This is a genomic window from Lysobacter sp. (genome assembly GCF_035655815.1).
Lineage (GTDB): Bacteria > Pseudomonadota > Gammaproteobacteria > Xanthomonadales > Xanthomonadaceae > Lysobacter_J.
This window is the reverse complement of record NZ_DASRTS010000032.1, coordinates 15,873-38,458: the sequence shown is the minus strand read 5'-3', so window position 1 is coordinate 38,458 and position 22,586 is coordinate 15,873. Positions and strand designations below refer to the sequence as shown.

The 22,586-nt window shown below is 63.3% G+C and carries 22 protein-coding genes and 2 pseudogenes; 13 read left to right on the top strand and 11 right to left on the bottom strand.

Annotated elements, in window-relative coordinates; all coding sequences use genetic code 11:
- The 3 genes and pseudogenes from VFE83_RS09120 to VFE83_RS09110 all read right to left on the bottom strand — a co-directional run.
- Window positions 1-681 (bottom strand): annotated as a pseudogene (locus VFE83_RS09120) (propionyl-CoA--succinate CoA transferase); the annotation flags it as partial.
- A 255-nt stretch (window positions 682-936) separates the two neighbouring features.
- The gene (locus VFE83_RS09115; protein WP_324905292.1) at window positions 937-1,113 is read right to left on the bottom strand and encodes a hypothetical protein; all 177 of its coding nucleotides are present in this window, start codon (window positions 1,111-1,113) and stop codon (window positions 937-939) included.
- A 45-nt stretch (window positions 1,114-1,158) separates the two neighbouring features.
- Window positions 1,159-1,335, bottom strand: coding sequence for a hypothetical protein (locus tag VFE83_RS09110; protein WP_324905289.1), 177 nt, complete (start codon window positions 1,333-1,335; stop codon window positions 1,159-1,161).
- A gap of 293 nt (window positions 1,336-1,628) precedes the next feature.
- Between VFE83_RS09110 and VFE83_RS09105 the strand changes: the two genes are divergently transcribed.
- From VFE83_RS09105 to VFE83_RS09055, 11 genes and pseudogenes are all read left to right on the top strand, one after another.
- Window positions 1,629-2,078 carry a hypothetical protein gene (locus VFE83_RS09105; protein WP_324905287.1) on the top strand — a complete coding sequence of 150 codons (450 nt, stop codon included), beginning with the start codon at window positions 1,629-1,631 and terminating at the stop codon, window positions 2,076-2,078.
- A 119-nt stretch (window positions 2,079-2,197) separates the two neighbouring features.
- On the top strand, window positions 2,198-2,680 hold the full coding sequence (locus VFE83_RS09100; RefSeq protein ID WP_324905285.1) for a hypothetical protein: 483 nt from the start codon (window positions 2,198-2,200) through the stop codon (window positions 2,678-2,680).
- Between the two features lie 112 nt (window positions 2,681-2,792).
- A complete protein-coding gene (locus tag VFE83_RS09095) occupies window positions 2,793-3,083 on the top strand; it encodes a hypothetical protein (RefSeq protein ID WP_324905283.1) in 291 nt (96 codons plus the stop codon).
- A 1,419-nt stretch (window positions 3,084-4,502) separates the two neighbouring features.
- Window positions 4,503-5,045, top strand: a complete 543-nt coding sequence (locus VFE83_RS09090) for a type II toxin-antitoxin system PemK/MazF family toxin (RefSeq protein WP_324905281.1) — start codon at window positions 4,503-4,505, stop codon at window positions 5,043-5,045.
- 544 nt (window positions 5,046-5,589) lie between these two features.
- Complete coding sequence (locus VFE83_RS09085; RefSeq protein WP_324905279.1) at window positions 5,590-5,790, top strand: hypothetical protein; 201 nt, start codon at window positions 5,590-5,592, stop codon at window positions 5,788-5,790.
- A 417-nt stretch (window positions 5,791-6,207) separates the two neighbouring features.
- Window positions 6,208-7,104 (top strand): hypothetical protein, encoded by an 897-nt coding sequence (locus VFE83_RS09080; protein WP_324905277.1) that lies wholly within the window; start codon window positions 6,208-6,210, stop codon window positions 7,102-7,104.
- A gap of 245 nt (window positions 7,105-7,349) precedes the next feature.
- On the top strand, window positions 7,350-7,571 hold the full coding sequence (locus tag VFE83_RS09075; RefSeq protein WP_324905275.1) for a hypothetical protein: 222 nt from the start codon (window positions 7,350-7,352) through the stop codon (window positions 7,569-7,571).
- A gap of 1,420 nt (window positions 7,572-8,991) precedes the next feature.
- Window positions 8,992-10,713 (top strand): annotated as a pseudogene (msbA, locus tag VFE83_RS09070) (lipid A export permease/ATP-binding protein MsbA); the annotation flags it as partial.
- A gap of 131 nt (window positions 10,714-10,844) precedes the next feature.
- Window positions 10,845-12,971 (top strand): peptidase domain-containing ABC transporter, encoded by a 2,127-nt coding sequence (locus VFE83_RS09065; protein ID WP_324905274.1) that lies wholly within the window; start codon window positions 10,845-10,847, stop codon window positions 12,969-12,971.
- Window positions 12,972-12,988: 17 nt separating this feature from the next.
- Complete coding sequence (locus VFE83_RS09060; RefSeq protein ID WP_324905272.1) at window positions 12,989-13,207, top strand: hypothetical protein; 219 nt, start codon at window positions 12,989-12,991, stop codon at window positions 13,205-13,207.
- 356 nt (window positions 13,208-13,563) lie between these two features.
- On the top strand, window positions 13,564-14,829 hold the full coding sequence (locus VFE83_RS09055; protein WP_324905270.1) for an HlyD family secretion protein: 1,266 nt from the start codon (window positions 13,564-13,566) through the stop codon (window positions 14,827-14,829).
- Window positions 14,830-14,925: 96 nt separating this feature from the next.
- Here VFE83_RS09055 and VFE83_RS09050 read toward each other — a convergent pair whose 3' ends face one another.
- A complete protein-coding gene (locus VFE83_RS09050) occupies window positions 14,926-15,138 on the bottom strand; it encodes a hypothetical protein (RefSeq protein ID WP_324905268.1) in 213 nt (70 codons plus the stop codon).
- Window positions 15,139-15,768: 630 nt separating this feature from the next.
- Between VFE83_RS09050 and VFE83_RS09045 the strand changes: the two genes are divergently transcribed.
- Both VFE83_RS09045 and VFE83_RS09040 read left to right on the top strand, forming a co-directional pair.
- Window positions 15,769-15,927 (top strand): hypothetical protein, encoded by a 159-nt coding sequence (locus VFE83_RS09045; protein WP_324905267.1) that lies wholly within the window; start codon window positions 15,769-15,771, stop codon window positions 15,925-15,927.
- Between the two features lie 92 nt (window positions 15,928-16,019).
- Window positions 16,020-16,547, top strand: coding sequence for a hypothetical protein (locus tag VFE83_RS09040; RefSeq protein WP_324905265.1), 528 nt, complete (start codon window positions 16,020-16,022; stop codon window positions 16,545-16,547).
- Between the two features lie 194 nt (window positions 16,548-16,741).
- Here the strand turns inward: VFE83_RS09040 and pcaF are convergent, their stop codons facing one another.
- Genes pcaF through VFE83_RS09005 form a run of 7 tightly spaced genes read right to left on the bottom strand, consistent with a single transcriptional unit; the run spans window position 16,742 to window position 22,512 of the window.
- Complete coding sequence (pcaF, locus tag VFE83_RS09035) at window positions 16,742-17,944, bottom strand: 3-oxoadipyl-CoA thiolase (RefSeq protein WP_324905263.1); 1,203 nt, start codon at window positions 17,942-17,944, stop codon at window positions 16,742-16,744.
- Between the two features lie 8 nt (window positions 17,945-17,952).
- The gene (locus VFE83_RS09030; RefSeq protein WP_324905261.1) at window positions 17,953-18,603 is read right to left on the bottom strand and encodes a 3-oxoacid CoA-transferase subunit B; all 651 of its coding nucleotides are present in this window, start codon (window positions 18,601-18,603) and stop codon (window positions 17,953-17,955) included.
- A complete protein-coding gene (locus tag VFE83_RS09025) occupies window positions 18,600-19,277 on the bottom strand; it encodes a 3-oxoacid CoA-transferase subunit A (protein WP_324905260.1) in 678 nt (225 codons plus the stop codon). The genes VFE83_RS09030 and VFE83_RS09025 overlap by 4 nt, the downstream gene beginning before the upstream one ends.
- Window positions 19,274-19,654: a Rieske (2Fe-2S) protein gene (locus tag VFE83_RS09020; RefSeq protein ID WP_324905258.1), complete on the bottom strand. Its 381-nt coding sequence runs from the start codon at window positions 19,652-19,654 to the stop codon at window positions 19,274-19,276. Before VFE83_RS09020 ends, VFE83_RS09025 begins: the two co-directional genes overlap by 4 nt.
- Entirely contained in the window at window positions 19,651-19,965 is a 315-nt protein-coding gene (locus VFE83_RS09015) for a YciI family protein (protein ID WP_324905256.1), read from the bottom strand. Before VFE83_RS09015 ends, VFE83_RS09020 begins: the two co-directional genes overlap by 4 nt.
- A gap of 10 nt (window positions 19,966-19,975) precedes the next feature.
- Window positions 19,976-21,043, bottom strand: coding sequence for a maleylacetate reductase (locus tag VFE83_RS09010; protein WP_324905254.1), 1,068 nt, complete (start codon window positions 21,041-21,043; stop codon window positions 19,976-19,978).
- 11 nt (window positions 21,044-21,054) lie between these two features.
- Window positions 21,055-22,512, bottom strand: coding sequence for an aldehyde dehydrogenase family protein (locus tag VFE83_RS09005; protein WP_324905253.1), 1,458 nt, complete (start codon window positions 22,510-22,512; stop codon window positions 21,055-21,057).
- Between the last annotated feature and the right edge of the window lie 74 nt (window positions 22,513-22,586).

The window sequence follows — 22,586 nt, the reverse complement described above, 5'->3', positions numbered from 1 at the left end:
GCGGTCGGGTGCGTCGGTCTCGACGATGGCGATGACCTTGGCCGGATCGCAGCGCAGGTACGGCTCGCCGATGCGGTCGTCCGGATGCACCAGCGGGATGGGCTTGCGGTTCGGCGGCAGCGCGGTGCCGTAGTACACGTCATGCATGCCTTCCAGGCCCGCCGGCTGCCAGCGGTTGACCTCCAGGATCACCTTGTCGGCCTGGTCCAGCCAGGTCTTGTTGTTGCCCACCGACGACGACGGCACCAGGCGGCCGTCCTCGGTGATGGCGGTGACCTCGACCACGGCCACGTCGACCGCGCCGAAGAAGCCGAACCAGGTGTGCTGGGCGACGTGGCTCAGGTGCAGGTCGATGTAGTTCAGTTCGCCGGCATTGATGCGGTCGCGCAGGTTGGGGTCGGACTGGTACGGCAGGCGCAGTTCGATGCCTTCGGCGCGGGCCAGCACGCCGTCCAGCTCCGGCGCGGTGGACGCGCCGGTCATCACCTTCACGCGGAACGGCTCGCCGCGCGCATGTGCCTGCTCGATCTGGGTGGCGAGGGCCTGCGGGACGGCCTTGGGATAGCCGGCACCGGTAAAGCCGCTCATGGCCACGGTCATGCCGGGACGGATCAGGGCGGCGGCCTGCTCGGCGCTCATGCGCTTCTCGCGCAGGCCGGCGTGACGGATGCGGTCGTTCATTCAGATCTCCGAGTGGCACGCGACGCCGCCGCGCAGGCTGCATCATCGCGCATTGGAAAAACTCCGCACAGGGCGAACGACCATTCTGATAGGCGCTGCGGGCACAAACTTGCGCCGCATCAATCCCTTCAGGCACCACGTGTGCCTGGCCCGTATCAGGCAAACGCTTCAGACCGTGAGGGTCATCCAGACCATCCGTCGGCGCGTACCGGCTCGGTTCGCAAACCAGTTACAGGCATACAGGCGCTGTGTGGGCTATAGCCGGCGAAACAGTGATCCCAGCACCAGCATGATGAAGCCGAACGCCACCAGTGAGAAGGCGAACGGCGCCAGTTCTGGCAAGTAGCCGAACCTGGCGGCCAGGCCCGCGCCACCGAAGATTACGGAGATGAAGAAGAGTGGAAAGCTGGGAGGCGTCAGATTCACGAACAATTACCGATCAGGGAAGACGAGAATGAGCACACAAACATCTGTGGGTCAGAGGGCGCCAATCGCGCAACGTTGGCTCTGGCGACACTGCATCTGGCGACGACCGCGCAGGTAGCCTTCAACCCAAGGCGACGTGATCTCACCGGTATGGATGACCAGTGACAGGTCGCCGGCCTGCGCCGCCGCAAACCCCGCGTCGATCGCACGTTGGCGTTCCGGGTCCATCTCCTGTGCGAAGCAGGCCGGATGTCGCGGGCAGGCTCGCGGAAGGTCTAGGACGTCGGGCGCGACCGGGTCCTGTGACGCGTCCCGCGACACTCGCGCGACCAGCCCGGCCAGCGACCCGGTTCCACGAAGGCCCTTACCGCGTGGGCGCGTCATCCATCCACCTCCGTAACGCCGATGGATCCGATGTGATCCGTTCGCGGGCACCTTAGAAGCCCTATCGCGATCTGACGTTGATCGCGCTCAATACGTCTTCGCTGAGAGCACCACGGCCCATCGCATGCGAGCGACCGATGAACCCGGCGAATCGAACCTGCGAGACGCATCGCGCCTATCACAAGGACCGAGCATCTGCTTTGCCGGCCGGCAATGCTCGAATCGACGGGCCACCTGATAACACGGCTTCACGCATCCATCCGAAGGATCCAGTCGACATGACCGACCGCCCCGAAGAAGACCTGCTGCGCGAAGCCCTGGATGCGATGCTTGATGGTGTCGCGAACAAGGTGGCCTTGGTGGAGTTGATCGGGTTCACGTCCGCTCTGTCCACAGCCCTGGCGGTGATGATCGAGCGATTAGGCGGAATGGACGATCTTCGCGAAGAGATCTCCGCGATTATCGACCGGCAATGCGCGGACATGAGCCAACGGGCGGAACCGCTGCTTGCAAATGCATTCGTCGGCGGCATGCAGCGCGGCCTCATGGCAGCAAGTTGCCAGGTGCGACCCACGTCGAGCTCCTGAGCGCTGTGCAGGCGCGAGCACGCGGCGGCGATCACCATGCCGACCTCGCTATTTCGCGAAAGGACTGTTCGGATTATCCAAACACCGCACCGCCCGTATCTACTGCACATTAACGGTCAATGTCTTCCGCCATGAACTGCACGGCGAGCGCAAGGTCGAAGCATCAAAGCAGGTCAGTTGAAATGGTGTTCCCGGCAGGGCTGCCACGCACACAGGAGCAAGCCTTTGTGATTAGAACGAAGCCGATCCACCTCAACGCGAACAAGGACGGGACCGTCACCATCGATCTGGGAAGCGGACCCCATATGCTCGCGCTGGACGAGCTCGAGTCCCTCATCGCGGGCCTCGGCCAACGTCGCGCGCACCTTCCGTCAGCCGTTCCTGCGGAATTGCCCCAGCGGCTCAAAGGCGTCGTGCGCGGAGAGGACATCACCAACGCCCCGCCTTTCTACGTACATACGTTGTGCGGGGAGGAGGCGGTCATGCTGTCAATCCGGCATCCGGGTTTTGGCTGGCTCGCATTCCGGCTCCCGAACCTGAAAGCGGCCACGATGAGTCGCCTGCTTCGTCAGTTCACCCCGGGATCGCCGGACGCTCGGTAGCGCGCGGACCGGCTCTACCGCGCTGTCCCTGTCCGCTGCGCGCAGCCACGCGACCGCCGCCTTGATCATGCGGGTTCTCGGCTCGCCCAACGAGTTCACCGGAGTCACGCCGATGCACGCCATTCTGCTGATACGCCGCCCGAAAGTCTCGAGCAGCGAAGAGGCAATCCAATACCTGCGGCGCTATGCGCAGTTCCGCCAGACGCTGAAGGAGGACTCGCAGCTGGCGCCGCTGGCGCATGAGCTCAACGAAGGATGCTGGTCTTGTGCCTTGCCGGACTCCCTCATGTTGCTGTCGCGCGTGATTCACCAAGCGACACGGCACTTCATTTCCTTTCAGGTGCTCTACTTCGAAAGCACACCGAAGGTATTCGACAGCGACATGGTGACGGCCTCGCCATAACTCGTTCAGGCCGCTTCGTGCCGTGTGTGCCTCGCCATCGGGTCATTCGCGAACAGGCAGGCGCAGCCGAATCAAGATGAGAATCGAGAGACGGATTCTTATCTTCGCCGCGCCGTACCGGCTGTATTGGACTTGCCTTGCTGCCATCCATAGTGGAGGAAGGCCTCTCCGTCGCCTTCACCAAACTGATGCAACCCTTAGTCGATACGATCTTTCTCAGAGACGGGAAGGGGAGCTCCCTCCATACTTACCGCTGTTGGTCGTCGCAACCCTTCTGGCGCGAGGGCTCTTCGGCACATGCGGATGGACAATCAATGCGATTGACTTTCCGTCCGTTACCAACTCAAGGGCACGAAGTAGAGAACGTGCACGCACTCAGCCGTAGTTTTCAGATAGCTACCCTCACCGCTGTGAATCTACCGGCAGCCTCGCCAGCATTTGCTCAGCGCAAACCTAGACTCCCTGAACCGGCTCGGCCAGCCGATCGAGCGCATATGCCTTGCCAGTTTGCGAATTTCGGTCTGCGTGCGCGAAGCACGCCCGAACCGAGATACCGAGTCTTGATGCTGTCGAACTCATGTGACTGTACGACGGGCTCTAGTTCTCTATATCTCCGCCGAAAGAAGTGCGGGATGGGTCTTCTGCGCGAGGCCGCCACGATCGTTGCTCTCCGCGTTCGCACCGCCGATCTTGACGGCGAATGTTCGCCACCTGGGCGGTGAACCCAAGACCCAGAAATATGGGTCGCGCAATGCGCGACCTGAATCAGCAGGAAGTGTTAGCGGCGGCATTAGATTCCGATAAGGCGGGTGGCAGTCTGGTCCTGGTGGCTTCATCGGGGGCATGATCGGCGGTAGCGGTGTCGTTTCCGGTGGCAGGAACATTCGCGTGAGGTATGTAGCCAAGCATTCCCTCGGGCTGGGTCGGAACATAAGCCCTAGCCTCTATTTGATTGGAACGACGATGGAAACTGCCCGACCAATTGCGATGTTCTTCGAGATGCTTGCCGTAGTCTCCCTGATAGAGCCCGTCGTCCCGCACGAGGCGTTCGCTCTCTCTGCCGCAGGAGTTGCGGGCATTTCCTATTGCGTAGTTGATTGGGCGATACTGGCTATTGAGAAGCGCCGCAGCAAGCGGCAGGTCTCGCGGTAACTGACAAAGACCGCTGTTAGGACTGCGGGTTGTGATCACTCCCTCTCCGCCAATTTGATGTGACGGCCCAACCGTCAAATCTAAGCCCCGCAATGGTTTCAGCCACTGCGGGGCTTTTGCTTTTGGGCATCAGTGGGCATGTTTGGGCAGGGTTTGGTCAGCTTTTTGGTCAGCCTTTTTCGAGCTTGCCCTGTCTGCCAAATTCAAGACTGCGTCACCGCGCTGGGCCCGGCTACACTGCGGCCACCTTCACAGTTCGAGCCTTCGATGGCACTGCGGTTTAAGCCCAAGGTCGGCGACATCCTGATGTGCGAGTTCCCCGTGTGCTTCAAGGCGCCGGAGATGATCAAGAGCCGCGCGGTGATTGTCGTCAGCCCCCAGTTGCAGGGCAGGCCTGACCTAGCCGCGGTGGTCCCGATTTCGAACACGCCGCCGAACCCCGTGTGCACGCACCACTGCCAGATCCCTGTGCGCTTCCTGCCGAAGTTCATGCAGGCCACGGGCGGTGTCCGCTGGGCAAAGTGCGACATGCTCTACACGTTCTCGCATGCACGACTCGAGCTGATCAAGTTGGGTCGCGATCGTGCCACCGGCAAGCGCCTGTATGACCACCCTCGCCTCGACCTCGAAACCCTGCAGGAGGTTCGCCGGGCGATCGCCGCAGGCCTGGGGATTGACGGCGCCCTGTGGACCCCTTCAGCGGCGCCGGCGGCATGCACCTCGGCGGCCGCCACCCCTGCTCAAGACCTTTCCCGATCTTTACCAATCAATGACTTGCGCCGCCTACGCAATCCTGTTAAGGCGACATAGCGATATTTGATTGACAGACGACATCCCGTTTTGCACCATTCGCCCCGATTCGTCGGCACTGCCGACCACCAAGACCACCGCTAGGCCGCAAGGTAGTAACGGTGGCAGGACCAGCAGGGCGATAACAAGCCAGCTGCGTCCTCGATGTCAGGGCCCCGCTTCGGCGGGGCCCTTGTTTTTTATCAACTAAGAAGGTTTGGCCGGGTAGCCTGCGCGCCATTCACGTAACCGGCTCAAGCACCTGTTTGGCGCCGGCTTAGCGATTGCTAGGGTGGACTCGCGCGCGATAGATGGCGATCAGATCATCCGCCGATAGCCGCCGCTTCGTCTCCTGACCGATCATGGAGCCGATCGACTACGAAGACCGTAGGCGAGGGTGAGTTGCGCGGCGCACATCAGAGGCCTATCAAACTGCGTAATTGTGTTCCTTGACTAGAATCAACTCGGGCACTGCGCCTGCTACTACCTTGGAAAGGCCATCACATGCCTCGTGATGGACGGACCTCATCCGCCAGTGAGTGTTTCTGAAACAAGGAGAAGTTCAATGCGTGAGCTCACCGTTCAGGAAATTTCGCTCGTGAATGGCGCAGTAAGTGACGACGCCGCGTACGGCGCGTCACTTGGTGGCGCTGTTTTCTTGGCCGGCGCGCTTCTTGTCCCAGGCATTGGCACAGGCGTCGCGTTGGCGGCATGGGGCGGCTCACTGATCTGCTCGGGCCTGGCGATCCGTTACGCCTCGCGATAAAGCAGACAACGCAGCAAGCGAATAAGCCTTTTGAGGACGTTAGATGAGACCTGCCAGACTCAGTCTGAGAGTGCACGCAGCATTCTTCCTAGTCTCCGCCGCCTTTAGCGTTTTTCTGTTCGCATTCGGCCTAATTCCGCGCGGGCAGTTGCTTTGGTCTACGTTGGTACTTTTTGCCGCAAGTGAAGTGAGTTCGTTCGTCCAGAAGGCGATGACCTCACGACGCTACCCACGCATGCCGGCGAGCACCTAATCGCGCCATCAGATAAATGGCGCCCCGAACGGGGCGCCATATTTTTCTGAGCGAGCTGGATAGCGAAGATCGAAACTTACAGTTGCAGGAATCTGCCTTCCGTGCATAGGCGTACGCATTCGCGTTAGGTGCGTAGTCCAGCCTATCACCTCAGAGGGGAACTCATGGAACCGAGCGCAGTTGATCGGCGAAAGGACTATGCAATCGCCGCCGCAACAATCTTGGTAGTTCTCGGCGGACTCGCATACTTCGCAAGCACTGAGCAAGAGGAGCCTGCGCAGCACGCAGTTACCTTGGATTCTGCTGGCCAGAAAAAAGAAGCGACGCTCGTAACCGATAGCGCTCAATCTGCAGCGGAATCGCCACCTTTGACCCATGCTCCGCAGAAATTCGCGGTGGAGCGCCTCAAGGGACGCGCTTTCCTGCTACAGCAGAGCTTTAATCCCCGGCCTGGTGACGCAGCTAAAGTCATCGCGAGCCTGCTTCCGCTCGCCCAGCAAGGCGATGAAGTTGCCGCATTCGAGATCTATCGAAAGATCTCCGCATGCAGGAGTGAATGGGAGGCGGCGATAAGGTCCGCACCGTCCACCGAACGCGAAAACCTCATTCCCCGCGACTGTCAGAGCATCCCGGTGAATCAATGGCGTGTGTACTCCGCTCGCTGGCTCGAGGCGTCTGCAGAAAAGGGCTTCCTGCCCGCCCAACTGATGTACGGCGTTGACCCTACGTCCATCGTTGGAAGTGGACCCGAGCTCATAGCCGACCCCGAAGCGGTTGCGGCTTATCGTCGAAACGCAATGGGCTACATGCACCGCGCCGCGTTGACTGGCAGCGTCGATGCCTTGTCGATGCTCGCCGGCGCTTACGCGAACGGAATCTTGACGAAACGGGACCCGGTACTCGCCTACGCATATTTCCACGCAGGAACGCTGGCAACTGGCAGGAGCGATTCAATGCACGACCTGATGCGCCAGCGATATGAAACCGAACTAACCAGATCTGAAGTCCAACGTGCAACTCAACAGGGAAGGAGCATCTATGAAGAATGTTGTTCGCCGTAGGTGATCGCCAGTCTGGCGATTTTCGGCAACGATTACTTCCCCTTCGCAATGCCTGGCGGTGGTCAACCTATGTGTGTTTCCGCTCGGTGATCTTCTGCCACAGCCCGCATGGCGCTTGCCATGCTCCCCCTCCACGTCGCTTGATATCTGGCAATTCCTTAGGGCTCGAATCCCCGTACGGTAGCTACGCCGCCACTTGCTCGTGGCCGGCATAGGAACATCACTTATCACCATGGAGGAGTTCTATGAGAGTGTTGAACCAAGCAGAAGTTGAAGCTATTTCCGGAGGCGCTGGCGTTTCTGGCGAAACCGTTGGATGCGCGATTGGCGGCGCGATCGGCGGTTATCTCGGTGGCTACATCGGCGGCGCGCTCGGCTGCATCGGGGGTGCGTTGGTTGCGAATAATTCCAGTGGCTGGTCTGTCACTGGCGGCAAGGACATTCGCGTAAGGTACGCTGTCAAGTAATGTGAACAGGACTGGAGCCGCTTGAGTCGGCTCCAGCCATTTGACCGAGGGACATAGAAATTATGGTCGAGCTCGCTAAGTTCCTGATCGTACCCCTGTCGGTTCTACTGGCATCTTTTCCGCTCAGCGCCATAGCCACTGACTGGGTTCGCCTACTTCTATTGGCACTCGTTGCGGGGGTTGCCGCACAAGCTGCAAGTAGAATCAAAGGTCGTACTCGCCAATCTGGGCAGTCGAGATAAGCACTATCCGGCGACTCAACGAAGCAGCTATAGGTGCGGGATGCATCTGGGCTGATCGAGTCGCTGCGCTGACCGGCGCTCGGATCGACCTGAGCGTTATGGCGACCATGACCAGTTGCGGCGTGGCTTGTACTTGGCGTCCGGCGCCTTCTCCGCAGGCGGCTCTCGCCAGCCGGCAGCGCGCATCAAACGCACTGATAGTTCAGCCTCCCGTCGCTGCCATTCATGGATTTCCTCCGGTGTGCGCACTCGAACGACTGCCTTAGGCCCGACCCACCGTTTTGGCGGCCCTCTGTGGATCCAGGGGGACCGCCCTTCGAGGTAGGCCTCCACCCAGAGCTTCCCCTTCATAATGCTTGGCGCTGGTCCACTGACCTGCCTGAACTCGAAGATTTCGACATGAGCCCGGCATCCCCATCGATCGGGTGGCACTGCCTTCACGCGCGCAACGCACCCGGCCCGTAGCTGGAGATAGCTACCCTCCACGCTATCGATCCACCGGTAGGCCTCGCCGAGCATCTGCCCAGAGTACTCCTCCCCATCTCACCGGATCAGAATCGGGCCGACCGCCCACCACACGCATATCCGGACTCACTTTGCGCATTTCGGTCACTGCATATGCAAGGCACGCCCGATCCAAGATGCCGGAGTAGTAGCGCTGCGGACCTCATGTGACTACACAACAGGCTTCGACACTCTGAATCTCGCTAGAAATTGCAAGGTGGACTCTCCCTGCACGAAGCCGCGCAGCAGTTGTTGTCCCGACGCGGAGTTGCGCCTATCCGATCTGCAGCTGAGCCACCTTGATGCGAAGCAATTCCAAACATCATTCATCTTCGTACTGTGAGGCACCGCCAGTCTTGTGGCGGAAGCTCGCCGCCTAGCGCGGTAGATCCCATGATCGCAAACAAGGAGATGTGCAATGCGTGATCTCAACGCAGTCGAGATTGAACTCGTGTCCGGTGGTGGCGTTCCCCAGTGCCACGCGAACGATCCAGCCCCATACGGCGACGCGAGCAGCAGCCTCGCGAGCTTGCTGAAGACGTGGCTGCTTGTTACGCGCTAATTAGCTGTAACGGCGGAGCGCACACACAAGGTGTGTGCGCTCCCGGCATCGGATCACTCGCGGGTATCGTCCAGCTCGATTGAGCGGGGGCAGCAGGGACGGCTGAATCAAGATGAGAATCGAGAGGCGGGTTCTTGCCTTCACGGCGCCGTACCGGCTCCATATCGGACTTGCCTTGGTGGCATCCATTGTGGAGGCAGGTCTCTCCGGCGCCTTCACCAAACTGATGCGGCCCCTGGTCGATACGACCTTTCTCAATGACGGGGAGGGGAGCACCCGCTATTACCTACCGCTCTTGATCGTCGGAATCTTCCTGGCGCGAGGGCTCTTCGGCTATGTAGTGGACATCTTCATGGCAAAGGCCGGCCGTGGGGTCTCCCGAGATATGCGGATCCGCCTGTTCGACAAGTACCTCCGAATGTCCGCATCACGCCTTGATCGAGATAGCGTGCAAGCCAAGCTCATTCGCTTGGGTTCCGACAGCGACCACGCATCTCAGGCAGCCGTCGACGTCCTGAAGGTGCTCGTCCAGCAGTCACTTCAGATAGTCGCCATGCTCGTCGTAATGCTGTGGACGAGTTGGCAACTCACCGTGGCGGCCCTCCTTCTATCTCCTCCCTTAGCCTGGGCCGTGACCAAGATCGGCCGCCGGCATCGGTTGATCAGCCATCAGACTCAAGAAGGTAGCGCGAACCTGCTTCAGCTGGCTGACCAGACACTCTCGAACCAGCAGGACATCAAGGTCTACGGCGCCCAGGGCATTGAACTGGAGCGATATGCGACGCAGGCGAGCGCCGTACTGAAGCTCAACCTGAAGGGTGAGTCCACTCGCAGCTTATCGTCCGCCACGGTGCAACTGATCGGCGCCGGCTGCCTGGCTCTTCTACTCTACTTTGCAGGCCGCGAAGCGGCACGAGGGCACCTGACGGCCGGCGACTTCGTCGCACTGATGGCATCCATGATGGCGATATTGCCTGCACTTAAGCAGCTCGCCAGCGTTCAAGGTATGTGGCAACGCGGCATCGTTTCAGCCGAACGCGTATTCGATGTCCTAGATAGTCCATATGAGCCAGACACGGGAACGCGACGGATAACACGTTCCGAAGGGTTGATTGAGTTCCGGAACGTCACGGCCCGCTACCCCGGGGAAGGTCAGCCAACCCTACTGGACGTGAGCTTTGTAGCGCGTCCGGGCACAGTGACCGCCATTGTCGGGCGCTCTGGCAGCGGCAAATCGACCTTGGCCAAGCTCATCCCACGCTTCTACGATGTCGAGGAGGGGCAAATCCTTCTTGATGGGCATCGATTAGACACGTATCGATTAGAGGACTTGCGCCGGCAGATCGCAATGGTCTCCCAGCAGGTGCCGATCTTCGACGGTTCGATCGCAGAGAATGTCGCATATGGCGACATGCACGAAGCAGACCCAGAGTCACTCGCGCGCGCAGTGAGCAGCGCAAACGCCGACGAGTTTATAGAGCGCCTGCCTGGAAAATTGGCGTGCCACGTCGGACCGAAGGGCGGACGGCTTTCAGGCGGGCAAAGACAGCGAATTGCCATCGCCCGCGCCCTTCTCAAGAACGCGCCGATCCTGATTCTCGATGAGGCGACTGCCGCGCTCGATCCGGAGTCGGAGCGACTGGTACAGGATGCCTTAGATCGCCTCACGCCAAACCGCACCACGCTGGTGATCGCCCATAAGCTAGCGACGATCGAGCGCGCCGATCAGATCCTGGTGCTCGATCGAGGGCGAATCGTTGAGTGCGGCACACACGGGCAGCTACTTGGCCGCCAAGGTCTGTATGCGCACCTTCATCGGATGTATTCCCGCAAAGCTTCGATGACGTCGGCAATTCATGGGGATCTTCCAGCGGACTCCCCATCGCCAAGGCGACTCACAGAGCAGCATTGATCGACACGCCGCCCAAGGGAACCTCCGGCACCTCAGCGCCTCCAGAAACCTACATGGAAGTCATCCTTCAGTCCGAGTCCTCGGAATGCGGCCTTGCTTGCCTCGCGATGGTCGCTTCACATCACCAATCGAAGGTCGGGCTGCGCGAGCTCAGGCGTCGGTATCCGCTATCCCTGAAGGGCGCACCGCTGAAGCGGCTGATCTCGATCGCGGGCGACTTGGGCTTGGTGTGTCGTCCGCTTCGGCTTGAGCTGGAGCACCTTGCCCAGCTCACTATGCCGTGCATCCTGCACTGGGACTTGAATCATTACGTTGTGCTGACAGGCGTGCGTGGCGGGAAAGTCACCCTGCACGACCCGGCGGTTGGCAGACGCGTCTTGACGCTCGCGGAGGTCTCCAAGCATTTCACTGGCATCGCGCTGGAGTTGGCGCCCGGCCCGGACTTCAAGCCTCAGGAAGCTGGACCGGCGATCTCCATCCGACAGCTGACCGGTCGCATCACAGGGCTGTGGCCGGCATTGGCGCTGATTCTGGCGTTGTCGATCGCGCTGCAGGTGTTCGTGATCCTGGCCCCCTTCTTCATGCAGTGGGTGGTCGACCAGGTGCTGGTCTCTGCCGACCGGGATCTGCTCACCGTGCTGGGGCTCGGCTTCGGTCTCGCGCTGCTGCTGCAGGTCGCCATCGGCCTGCTGCGTGGCTGGTCCGTCATTTACCTGTCCACCCGGCTTGGGCTGCAATGGATGGGGAATGTCTTCAGCCATCTGCTGAAGCTGCCATTGGACTTCTTCGAGAAGCGCCATCTGGGCGATGTCACCTCTCGCATGGGGGCGGTCCAAGCCATCCAGCGGACGCTGACCACCAGCTTTGTCGAGGCGATCATCGACGGCCTGATGGCCGTGGTCACCCTCGGCATGATGCTCCTGTACAGCTGGAAGCTGGCGCTCGTCACGCTGCTGGCCGTCGCGCTGTACCTGGGGCTGCGCGCCCTCGCCTACCGACCGGTCCGGGATGGCACAGAGCAGCAACTGGTCAAGGCAGCCAAGCAGCAGACCCATCTGCTGGAGTCGATCCGCGGTATCCAGTCGGTGAAGGTGGCCGGGTGCGAACCCGTTCGCCAGGCGACCTACGCGACCCTGATGCACGACACGGTCAATCAGGACGTCAGACTGGCCCGGCTCACCCTCGGCTTCGGCTCGGCCAGCCAGCTCGTGTTCGGCATCGAGCGCATCGCCGTGATCTGGATCGGTGCCGTGCTTGCCCTTCAGAACGTGTTCTCGGTCGGCATGCTGGTGGCGTATCTGGCCTACAAGGACCAGTTCGCGCAGCGCGTGTCCGGCCTGATCGACAAGTGGGTGGAGTTTCGGATGTTGCGCCTTCACGGCGAGCGCCTGGCCGACATCGTGCTCGCCGAGCCTGAACGAAGCGAAGCATCCATCGCCGCGTTCGGGGGGTTCGCCAGCGCGCGCCTGTTTGTCGAGGGACTTGGCTTCCGCTACGCGGACGGTGAGCCATGGGTCCTTAAGGACTGCAGCTTCGCCGTTGAGGACGGCGAATCGATTGCGATTGTCGGTGCATCGGGCTGCGGCAAGACCACGCTAGTCAAGTTGCTGCTGGGATTGCTGCCCCCTACCGAAGGCACCATCTCGCTCGACGGCTGGGCGCTGGACCGGTTGGGGCACCGGCAATATCGCCGGATGGTCGGCGCGGTGATGCAGGACGACCAGCTCTTCGCCGGCAGCGTGGCCGAGAACATCGCCTTTGGCGATGATGGCTACGACCTGAGGCGCGTAGAAGAAGCGGCGCGCCTCGCGTCGGTCCATGACGAGATCCTCTCCATGCCTATGGGCTACCACAGCCTGATCGGCGACATGGGCACCACATTGTCCGGCGGTCAGAAGCAACGTGTCATTCTGGCGCGGGCGCTCTACCGCAGCCCACGCATCCTGTTCCTGGACGAAGCCACCAGTCATCTCGACGTGGAGCGCGAGCGCCTGGTCAATGAAGCCGTGCGCGGACTCAGGCTCACCCGGATCATCATCGCCCACCGCCCGGAAACCATCGCCAGCGCGGACCGGGTGCTGGTGATGCGCGGCGGGCGGATCGTGCAGGAGCTGCGTACGCAGACAACATCAGTCGAATCAGATGCGGATCGCGTGGATCGCTTCGCACCAAGTACATAGCCAAGAAGGAGCCCGCAATGAAAGTCCTGGCCTTTTCACTGCTGTTCGCTGCATTTACGACTGCAGCTATAGCTGCTGTGCTCGTTTCCGTAGTGGCGAGCGCAGTCGGTGATTCTGGATTTGCAATGGGTCAAATCGGTGCAGCCTTAATCAAGGCTGCACCGGCTGGTGTCATTTCCGGAATTTTCTTTGGCGCTGCTCTCTGGCGCAAATCGAATCGGGCGACTTCTCCCTAAAGGTAGGAGCCGCGCGATGTGTTACTTAACAAGGAGTATCAAAGATGAGGCAGCTTAGTTCTTCGCAAATCGAGCTTGTTTGCGGTGGCCTGGACTCTTCGAAGCAGAAGCAGGCAGAGGAGTGCGCTAGCAACATCATGAGCAGCGGAGGGATGGGTGCCACGCTTGGCGGCCTCATCGGCGGCGCACTCGGCTCGATTGTTCCGGGATTTGGCACCGCTGCAGGCGCGTTCCTGGGTGGCATGCTCGGCGCTGGCCTCGGTGGCGGTGCGGCAGCGAGCGGCCCGAGCTGCCGAGCCCCGTAACGGATCCACCCACCGCACCTTTGTGGTGCGGTGGGTGCTTGGGGGGCACACATGAGTCAGAACCTGTTCCGGCGCGAGGTCCTGGAGGCGAAGGGCAGCAGCCATCTGGGCACCATCTCGCTGGCACAGCCCGTCCGGCTGTGGGTACTGGCCGCAGCGGCGACCATGGTTGCCTCGACCGTCGTGGGCTTTCTGCTCTTCGGGGAATACAGCCGCCGCTCCCGCGTCACCGGCCAACTGGTCCCGGACCTGGGGCTATCGACGGTGGTGGCGCCCGCGGCCGGCGTGGTAGGCCGGATCTTCCCGGAGGAAGGCGACTCGATTGCGCATGGCGCGGCCTTGGCGCGGATCGACGTGCCGCGGGCGCTGGCGGACGGGCAGGATTCGCTCGAGGCAATCCGCGAAGGCTTGCATATGCGCGGCGCCAGCATCACGGCATTGGGCCGGTCCCAGGTGGCGCAGATCGACGCCCAGGTCGCCGGCACCCGGCGTCAATTGGTCGCTGCTCGAGAAGAACTGCGGCAGGTGCAGGCCGCCGTTGAAACCCGCCGCGAGCAGGTCAGGTTGGGACGCGCCACGGTGGAGCGCTACCGACGCATCGCCGACGAACAGTTTGTCAGTGCGGTGCAACTCGATCAGCAGGAGCAGGCCGTGCTGGAGCTCGTCAACGAGCAGCAGGTGCTCGAACTCCAGGCCACCTCCATCCGGCGGGGCATCGTCCAGATGGAGCAGTCGCTGCAGGAACTGGCGGCGCAGCGCATCTCGTACATGGCGACCACCGAGCGCGACCTGACCCTAATCGGGCAGGAGCGGGTGCAGCAGGAGGCCAGCGGCGAGCTGCTGATCAAGGCTCCGGTCGGCGGGCTGGTGGCAAGCCGCCTGGTTGAACCCGGCCAAGCTGTCCAGGCCGGGCAGCCGATGTTCGGCCTGCTGCCCGAGCGCTCCGCCCTGCAGGCGCATCTGTTGGTGCCGAGCCACGCTATCGGATTCGTGGAACCGGGCAATACGGTCCTGCTCCGCTACCAGGCCTATCCGCACCAGAAGTTCGGCCACCATGTCGGTCGGGTGATCCGGGTTTCGCGCAGCGCGATCAACTCGGGTGAAACGGTGTCTGTTGCGGGAGGCAACCAGCCGTCGGAACCGTACTACCGCGTGCTGGTGGAGATCGAGAAGCAGACCGTTACCGCCTACGGGAAAGCCGAGCCATTGCGTCCGGGCATGGTGCTGGAGGCGGACATCCTCAGCGAGCGCCGAAAATTGTACGAATGGCTGCTGGAGCCCCTGTATTCCCTACGCGGCACGGTCGGCGCTCCGTGACCCTGCTCCTCAGCGACTGGCCGCAGTGCTAACAAGGCCAAACCAGCGCACAGGCCAAGAAGCCAACCCACCACGTGCACGAAGTCGCTGGATCTCTTACTCAATAGGCGCTATCACGCCGATGGTCATCACAGAGAACGCCGCGATTACCAACTCCTTCTCGTTGATCACGCGCGCGTTGCCCTGAATCTCCGCACGCATCCAAGATGCTTCGTCCGGTTCATCGGTGTGGCTTCGCGCCACGAAGCACACGTCGTCTTCGCAAAACCGGTACACGTCCGACTCGTAGTAGTACGTGTAACCTCCCACGGGACCTGGCTCGCTGGTGCCTGTTATTCGGCAGCTCTCAACGCGCATCCACGATTTCGCCTATCGAATCGAGCCGCCGAAAGCCCTGCGCCCGGATGAAGTATCCGACACAACTGGCAACCTCGCAGACCCCGATTCGCACATGGATAGAGCATCAAATTGCGTGCGATCAAGTCCCGGTTTGTGCACCGAATGATACTGCGGTCGTAGGAAGTTTGGCGGACGGCGCGAAACACTCCACCGCGTTTCTCCCAACCCGATGGTTGAGATCGCGTCGTCCGCCGACACCCCCTCAGGCTATGGCGGGCGGCGTGGACACAACGTTTTGTGCGATGGAACGTGGACCCCCTGCGTCGCCCGCCACCCTCCTCGCAACGATGCGATGTTTGGCGAGCGCACAACCGCATACAGGGGGCTCCGGACTCCGAACGGAGTCTGCGGTTGTATTGCTCGCACCTGCGGCCGCATTCGGCCGTACGGCGGACGATGCTGTGGCACCCCAGCATCGTCCGCCGTCCTTCCTGCGCGGGACGCGTGTGTGATCGCGGAGGCAATGCGGGATGCTGAGGGAATCAAGGTGTCGCTTACTCGCCACGTCAACGCGGCGCACCCACGACAAAGGAGCATCCTATGCACCCGATATTGCGCGAGATCTTTCTGGAACCGGTGGGCTGGCTGGCGATCGGTGGCAGCCTGGTCATGTTGATCCTGGGCCTGGCATTGGGCGTTTACGTGCGATGCAAGGTTCGCGCGGCGGTGCGTGCGACGCAGCAGCAGGATCCACCGTGAACGTCAATCGCACCGCTCTACGTGCGCGGTGCTTGTTCATCGGCTGCGTTCGCAAATGTATGCGCATGCACAGCGGCAGGTCGGAAAGGTAAATGAGCATGGCTGAGGCGGATTCCTGGTCGAGCACAAAAGCGCTATGGCGACTGCCGACGATTGAAGCTCAGTTTGTGCGCTGGCTGGAGCTGATCGACGCCGGCACCGTCCATAACAGCATTGATCTGAAGCGCAACGGGACGAGCCTCTACCTACGGCGGAGCGTGCGTTCATTGCCTTGCGTGGACGAGGCCGCCACTACGCTGGACATCGCGAGTGTCTGCGTGAGCTCGACGGTGCAAGGTCGTGGCTGGTTCACCGCCTTCCTGGCGATCGCGGACGCGCTCAATCCATGGGATGCCACCTACGTGGAGTGTGTTCACAACGTCCGGCTGGCTGCGTTCCTGCCAACGGCCGGCTTCATTGAACTGCCGCCTCAGAACTTCTTTCGGCCATCGCACCGGTGGCGGGCTCGCCATGAGTGGAGCGCACAGCGACAGAAGGCTGCGCGGGCGGCCAGCCTTGCCCATGCGCCGAGGTCCCTGACCGATACATTGAACGGCTTGCAGTTGCTACCCCTGAAATAGGGCACCAAGCCTGCCCTTTTCGCATTCGGGGCACACGTGGGTTCGCGTATCGAGTCTGCGGTGGTCTGCGCATGCCCACTGGGCTGCGTCGCTCCGCAGGAGCGCCTGCTACCGTGAGTCGCGCACGTGCGGACCGGAAATCCGTCTTGAAGCGGTGGGGGGGCGCGTTACCGACTGCGTTCGATGCAACGCGCTTAGATTCGCTCCATTGCCAGCGCGATGCCCTGGCCCACACCAACGCACATGCTGCACACGGCGTACCGGCCTCCACTGCGCACCAGCTGCCATGCCGCGGTCGCGGCCAGCCGTGCCCCGGAGGCACCCAGCGGATGGCCCAGCGCAATGGCGCCGCCATTGGGGTTCACGCGGGGGTCGTCGTCGGCCAGCTCGAGCTGCCGAATGACCGCCAAGGCCTGGGCGGCAAAGGCTTCGTTGAGTTCGATCACGTCGATGCGATCCAGACTCATCCCCAGGCGCGCGAGCAGCTTCCCGATGGCCGGCACAGGACCGAGCCCCATGACGCGTGGTGCCACGCCCGCACACGCGACCCCGAGCACACGCGCCAGCGGCGTGAGGCCATAGCGGCGCACCGCGTCGTCGTTGGCCAGCAGCAGGGCGGCGGCTCCGTCGTTGATGCCCGACGCGTTGCCGGCGGTGACGGTCCCGGCCGCGTGTACCACGCCCTTGAGCCGAGCCAGCGCCTCCAGTGAGGTCTCACGCGGATGTTCGTCGCGATCGAAGCGCAGGGCCTCGCCCTTGCGCTGCGGGACGGACACAGCAATCAGTTCATCGGCGAAGCGACCGGCTTGCTGCGCGGCCGCTACGCGCTGCTGGCTGCGCAGTGCGAACAGGTCCTGATCGGCGCGGGAGATGTCGAACTCGAAGGCCACGTTCTCTGCCGTCTCGGGCATGGTGTCGACGCCGTAGCGCGCCTTCATCTCCGGATTGACGAACCGCCACCCCATGGTGGTGTCCTCGATGCACTGGGTGCGGCCAAAGGCTTCGCCCGCCTTGCCCATCACGTACGGCGCGCGCGACATGCTTTCCACGCCGCCGGCAATCATCAGCGCCGCCTCGCCACTGCGGATCGCGCGCGCGGCCACGCCGATGGCGTCGAGACTGGACCCGCACAGCCGGTTGACCGTGCTGCCGGGCACCGTCTCGGGCAGCCCCGCCAAGAGCGCGGCCATGCGAGCCACGTTGCGGTTGTCCTCGCCGGCCTGGTTGGCACAGCCGTACACCACGTCGTCCAACGCAGACCAGTCCACGTCGGGGTTGCGTTGCATCAGCGCCTGGATCGGCAACGCGGCGAGATCGTCGGCGCGGATGCTCGACAATGCGCCGCCGTAGCGTCCAAAGGGCGTTCGCAGCGCGTCACAGATGTAGGCGTTGTGCATGGCGTGTCTCAATGGCCGTCCGGCGCCCACACCAGGGGCACCGTCGTCAGGCGCTGGAGTTCATCGAAGGAGAGCCCGTCCACACATTCGCGCACGAGCAAGCCCTGTGCGGTGATGTCGATCACCGCCAGGTCGGTGTAGACGCGATTCACGCAGCGCACGCCGGTCAGCGGGTAGCTGCAGTGCGCCACGAACTTGCACTCGCCGGCCTTGGTGAGGTGTTCCATCATCACGAAGACCTGCTTGGCCCCGATCGCCAGGTCCATAGCCCCGCCCACCGCGGGAATCGCATCGGGCGCCCCGGTGTGCCAGTTGGCCAGGTCGCCGTGCTCGGACACCTGGAACGCACCCAACACACAGATGTCCAGATGGCCGCCGCGCATCATGGCGAAGGAGTCGCCATGATGAAAAAAGCAACCGCCGGTGAGCAGGGTGACGGGCTCCTTGCCCGCGTTGATCAGCTCGGGATCCTCCTCGCCCGGCGCCGGCGCCGGCCCCATGCCCAGCAGGCCGTTCTCGCTGTGCAGGAAGATCTCGCGATCGGCGGCGAGGTGGTTGGCCACCCGCGTCGGCAGCCCGATGCCCAGGTTGACGTAAGCGCCTTCGGGGATGTCGCGTGCCACGCGCGCCGCCATCTGTTCGCGGGTCAGCCGGATCATGCGACGGGCTCCTGCGCGGCCTGGACCACGCGCTGCACGAAGATGCCCGGCGTCACGATGGCCTCCGGGTCCAGTTCGCCCAGCGACACGACCTGCGCGACTTGCGCGATCGTGACCTGCGCCGCCATCGCCATGATCGGCCCGAAGTTGCGCGCGGCCTTGCGGTACACCAAGTTGCCCCAGCGATCGCCGCGATGCGCCTTGATCAGCGCGAAGTCGGCCTTGAGCGGAAGCTCCAGCACGTAATGCCGGCCATCGATCTCGCGGGTTTCCTTGCCCTGCGCCAGCCGCGTCCCGTACCCGGTCGGAGTGAAGATGCCGCCCAGGCCCATGCCGGCGGCCTGGATCCGCGCCGCGAGGTTCCCCTGTGGTACGAGTTCGAGCTCGATCTGGCCGGCCCGATAGAGCGCATCGAACACCTGCGAATCGGCCTGGCGCGGAAACGAGCACACGATCTTGCGAACCCGGCGCGCCTTCAGCAGGGCCGCCAGACCGGTTTCGCCGTTGCCGGCATTGTTGTTGACGATGACCAGATCGCGTGCGCCGTGCTCAATCAGCGCATCAATCAGCTCCGCGGGTTGGCCTGCGGTGCCGAAGCCGCCAATCATCACCGTAGCGCCGTCGGGGATGTCCGCCACCGCCTGGGCGATGGAGGCAATGGTCTTGTCGATCATGGCCCCTCCAATGAGGTATTCGGCCGCGGCTCCTGGTCGGTCAGATGCACCGCGTCGCCGACGACGCGCACGGGCACCGGCGTCAACGTGGCACCCGCGCAAGGCCCCTCGATGCAGTGGCCGTCCTCGAAACGGAACAACGCGCTGTGGTGCGCACACATCAGCACCTGGCCTTTGTAGGTGTTGATGTGACCGGCGCGGTGGTCCATGCGCAGCGAGAAGTGCGGGCAGCGGTTGAGATAGCCCCACACCCGCACGCCGCGTCGCACCAGCACCACCGGCGTATCGCCGCTGGCCAGCGGTGCGTCGACGACGCACGCACCGCCATCGGCGATCGTGTCCAGCGCGCACAGCAGGTGCTGCGTCGACATCGTCATGCCGGCACGTCCGGATTGCCCAGGCCCCACTGCCACGGCCGGATGTCGACACGCTCGAACAGGTCGGCGCGCGCATACGGGTCGTCCTGCACGAAGCGCTCGACCGCTCCGCGCGTGTCAGCTTCCACCACCAGCAGCGTGCCGCACATGCCCACCTCGTCCAGCAACGGCCCGCCCAGGCACACGGTCACCCGATGCGGTTCAGGCGCACGCAGGTACGCGCGGTGGCCAGCACGCAACGCCAGGCGTTGCTCGCGCATGCCGGGCCGGTCGAAGGCGATGACCGCGAAGTGGCGAGTCGTGGCGTTCATGCGAGCACCGTCAGGCCAGGCGGTCGCCGTGCCAGGCGGCGGTGAGCAACGCCTCGATGGAGGTCGGATCAAACGGCCGGGGGTTGTAGTACGGATTGGCGCAGGCCAGTTCCGCGGCCTCCCGGATGCCGCTGTGCGGCATGCCGATCGCGGCCAGCGAAGTCGGCAGGTGCAGCCGGTAGTTCAGAGCCTGCAGTCGCGGCCCGGCTTCGGACGCATGCTCGCCGCCCAGGGCGCTGGCTACGGCATTGAGGGCATGCGGTGCCACGGTGTGGTTGTAGTGCGCCGAGTACGGCAGCAGCACGGCGTGCATGGCCGCGTGCGGCAGGTTGAACGTCCCGCCCAGCGTGTGGCACAGCTTGTGGTGCAGGGCCATGCCCACCGAGCCCAGGCAGGTGCCGGCCAACCAGGCGCCATACAGCGCATCGCTGCGCGCCGCCCGGTCCTTCGGATCGTCGACGATCGCGGGCAGCGAACGCGCCAGTGCGCGGATCGCATCCACTGCCATCAGCCCCACGATCGGATTGCCGTCTTGCGCGTAAAGCGCCTCCACCGCGTGCGCCATCGCGTTCATGCCGGAACTGGCCGACAGCGCCGTCGGCAGGGTCAGGGTGAACGTGGGGTCGTAAAGCACCGTGCGCGGCAATACGCGCGGATCGCGGCCAGTCTTCTTCAACCGGCTTTCGGTGATGCCGTAGACCGGCGTCATCTCCGAGCCGGCGTAGGTGGTGGGAATGGCCAGAATGGGCAGACCGGACTCCATCGCGATCGCCTTGCCCAAGCCGATCGTCGAGCCGCCACCGACCGCAATGCAACCGTCGGCCCCCCGCCGCGCGGACTCGATACGCGCGTGACGCGCCACCTCGATCGGCACGTGCATCACGGCCTCGGCGAGCACGCCGGCGGCGCGCTCGCCGATCAGGGCGGCGACCTGCTCACCCAACGCCTTCTGCTCCGGCGTGGTCAGGATCAGCGCGCGCGCCATGCCCAGCCGGTCGAGCTCCTCAGGCAAGCGCTGCAGGCTGTCCCAGCCAAACACCACACGCGACGGCAGGCCCTGGTAGACGAAATGGTCCATGCGGTAAGCCCTCAGCGCCGGTAGTACGGCGGAACCGTAGCGTCCACGTTCACCCAGACCGAGCGCGCCTCGGTGTAGTCGTGGATCGCTTCAAACCCCATCTCGCGGCCGTACCCCGAGCGGCCGATCCCGCCAAACGGGCTGGCCGGGTTAACCCGCTTGTAGCAGTTGATCCAGCACATGCCAGCATTGATGGCGGAGGCCATGCGGTGCGCGCGCGACAGATCGCGCGTCCACAGTCCGCTGCCCAGGCCGTACTCGGTGCCGTTGGCGATCGCCAATGCCTGCTCGTCGTCGCTGAAGCGAAGCACAGTCACGAACGGACCGAAGACCTCTTCCTGCGCCACGCGATCGGTGGGTTGGGCCGCCACCACCGTCGGCTCCAGGTAGTACCCGTCGGGGAACGCGGCGGGGCGCTGACCGCCGGCAAGGAGGCGACCGCCTTCGTTGTGCGCGATCTGCACGTACTGCAGCACGCGCTGATGGTGCTCGGCCGAGGTCAGCGGCCCCATCTCGGTCTGCGGATCCAGCGGGTTGCCGATGCGAATGGAACGGGCCAGCGCAATGAAACGTTCGAGGAACTCGTCGGCGATGCGCTCGTGCAGCAGCAGGCGCGAGCCGGCGATGCAGGCCTGTCCCTGGTTGTGGAAGATCGCCCAGGCCGCCCCGTTGATCGCCGCCTCCAAGGGCGCGTCCTCGAAGACGATGTTGGCGCCCTTGCCCCCCAGCTCCAGCTGGACGCGCTTGAGGTTGCCTTGCGAGGCCGCGACGATGCGTCGGCCGGTCGCGGTCGAGCCGGTGAAGCAGATCTTGCCCACGCCGGGATGCTCGGCCAGGCGCTGGCCGGCGCTGACCCCGTAACCGGGCACCATGTTCACCACGCCTTCCGGAAAGCCCACTTCGGCCATCAGCTCGGCGATGCGCAACGAGGACAGCGGCGTGATCTCCGACGGCTTGAGCACGACGGTGTTGCCGGCGGCCAGCGCCGGGCCCATCTTCCAGCTGGTGAACATCAGCGGGAAATTCCACGGCACGATCTGGCCGACCACACCAATGGGCGCGCGGCGCACGTAGTTCAGGAATCCGCTTTCCACCGGAATCACCGAACCTTCGATCTTGTCGGCCATGCCACCGAAGTAGCGGAAGCACGCGGCGGTGCGCGGCACGTCGATCCCGCGCGAGTCGCGGATGGGATGGCCCGTGTCGAGCGACTCCAGCTCGGCCAGCTCCTGCGTGCACTCGTCGATGCGGTCGGCCAGCTTGAGCAGCAGGCGGCCACGCTCGGCCGCATCCCGCTTCGACCAGGCCGGAAAGGCGCGCGTCGCCGCTTCGACCGCCCGGTCGACATCGGCCGCCTCGGCGGCGGCCACGCGCGTGATGAGCGAGCCGTCGTGCGGGTTCAGCACGTCGATGGTTCGGCCGCTCAGGGCGTCGACGAAGCGGCCATCGATGAAGAGTCGGTTTTGCACGGAAAACTCCTGCCGGTACGGCGCGCCGGGCGCACCGCAGTGGCGTGATGGATGGTGGAGACGGTCTCCGGCCG

Bases quoted from the DNA above. Each gene is read 5' to 3' on its own strand.
- VFE83_RS09015 (WP_324905256.1), bottom strand. From the start codon at position 19,965: ATGAACGCCACGACTCGCCACTTCGCGGTCATCGCCTTCGACCGGCCC.
- VFE83_RS09095 (WP_324905283.1), top strand. From the start codon at position 2,793: ATGCACGCCATTCTGCTGATACGCCGCCCGAAAGTCTCGAGCAGCGAA.
- pcaF (WP_324905263.1), bottom strand. From the start codon at position 17,944: ATGCACAACGCCTACATCTGTGACGCGCTGCGAACGCCCTTTGGACGC.
- VFE83_RS09110 (WP_324905289.1), bottom strand. From the start codon at position 1,335: ATGGACCCGGAACGCCAACGTGCGATCGACGCGGGGTTTGCGGCGGCG.
- VFE83_RS09055 (WP_324905270.1), top strand. From the start codon at position 13,564: ATGAGTCAGAACCTGTTCCGGCGCGAGGTCCTGGAGGCGAAGGGCAGC.
- VFE83_RS09045 (WP_324905267.1), top strand. From the start codon at position 15,769: ATGCACCCGATATTGCGCGAGATCTTTCTGGAACCGGTGGGCTGGCTG.
- VFE83_RS09100 (WP_324905285.1), top strand. From the start codon at position 2,198: ATGTCTTCCGCCATGAACTGCACGGCGAGCGCAAGGTCGAAGCATCAA.
- VFE83_RS09060 (WP_324905272.1), top strand. From the start codon at position 12,989: ATGAAAGTCCTGGCCTTTTCACTGCTGTTCGCTGCATTTACGACTGCA.
- VFE83_RS09080 (WP_324905277.1), top strand. From the start codon at position 6,208: ATGGAACCGAGCGCAGTTGATCGGCGAAAGGACTATGCAATCGCCGCC.
- VFE83_RS09025 (WP_324905260.1), bottom strand. From the start codon at position 19,277: ATGATCGACAAGACCATTGCCTCCATCGCCCAGGCGGTGGCGGACATC.
- VFE83_RS09085 (WP_324905279.1), top strand. From the start codon at position 5,590: ATGCGTGAGCTCACCGTTCAGGAAATTTCGCTCGTGAATGGCGCAGTA.
- VFE83_RS09040 (WP_324905265.1), top strand. From the start codon at position 16,020: ATGAGCATGGCTGAGGCGGATTCCTGGTCGAGCACAAAAGCGCTATGG.
- VFE83_RS09105 (WP_324905287.1), top strand. From the start codon at position 1,629: ATGAACCCGGCGAATCGAACCTGCGAGACGCATCGCGCCTATCACAAG.
- VFE83_RS09020 (WP_324905258.1), bottom strand. From the start codon at position 19,654: ATGACGATGTCGACGCAGCACCTGCTGTGCGCGCTGGACACGATCGCC.
- VFE83_RS09075 (WP_324905275.1), top strand. From the start codon at position 7,350: ATGAGAGTGTTGAACCAAGCAGAAGTTGAAGCTATTTCCGGAGGCGCT.
- VFE83_RS09065 (WP_324905274.1), top strand. From the start codon at position 10,845: ATGGAAGTCATCCTTCAGTCCGAGTCCTCGGAATGCGGCCTTGCTTGC.
- VFE83_RS09090 (WP_324905281.1), top strand. From the start codon at position 4,503: ATGGCACTGCGGTTTAAGCCCAAGGTCGGCGACATCCTGATGTGCGAG.
- VFE83_RS09010 (WP_324905254.1), bottom strand. From the start codon at position 21,043: ATGGACCATTTCGTCTACCAGGGCCTGCCGTCGCGTGTGGTGTTTGGC.
- VFE83_RS09030 (WP_324905261.1), bottom strand. From the start codon at position 18,603: ATGATCCGGCTGACCCGCGAACAGATGGCGGCGCGCGTGGCACGCGAC.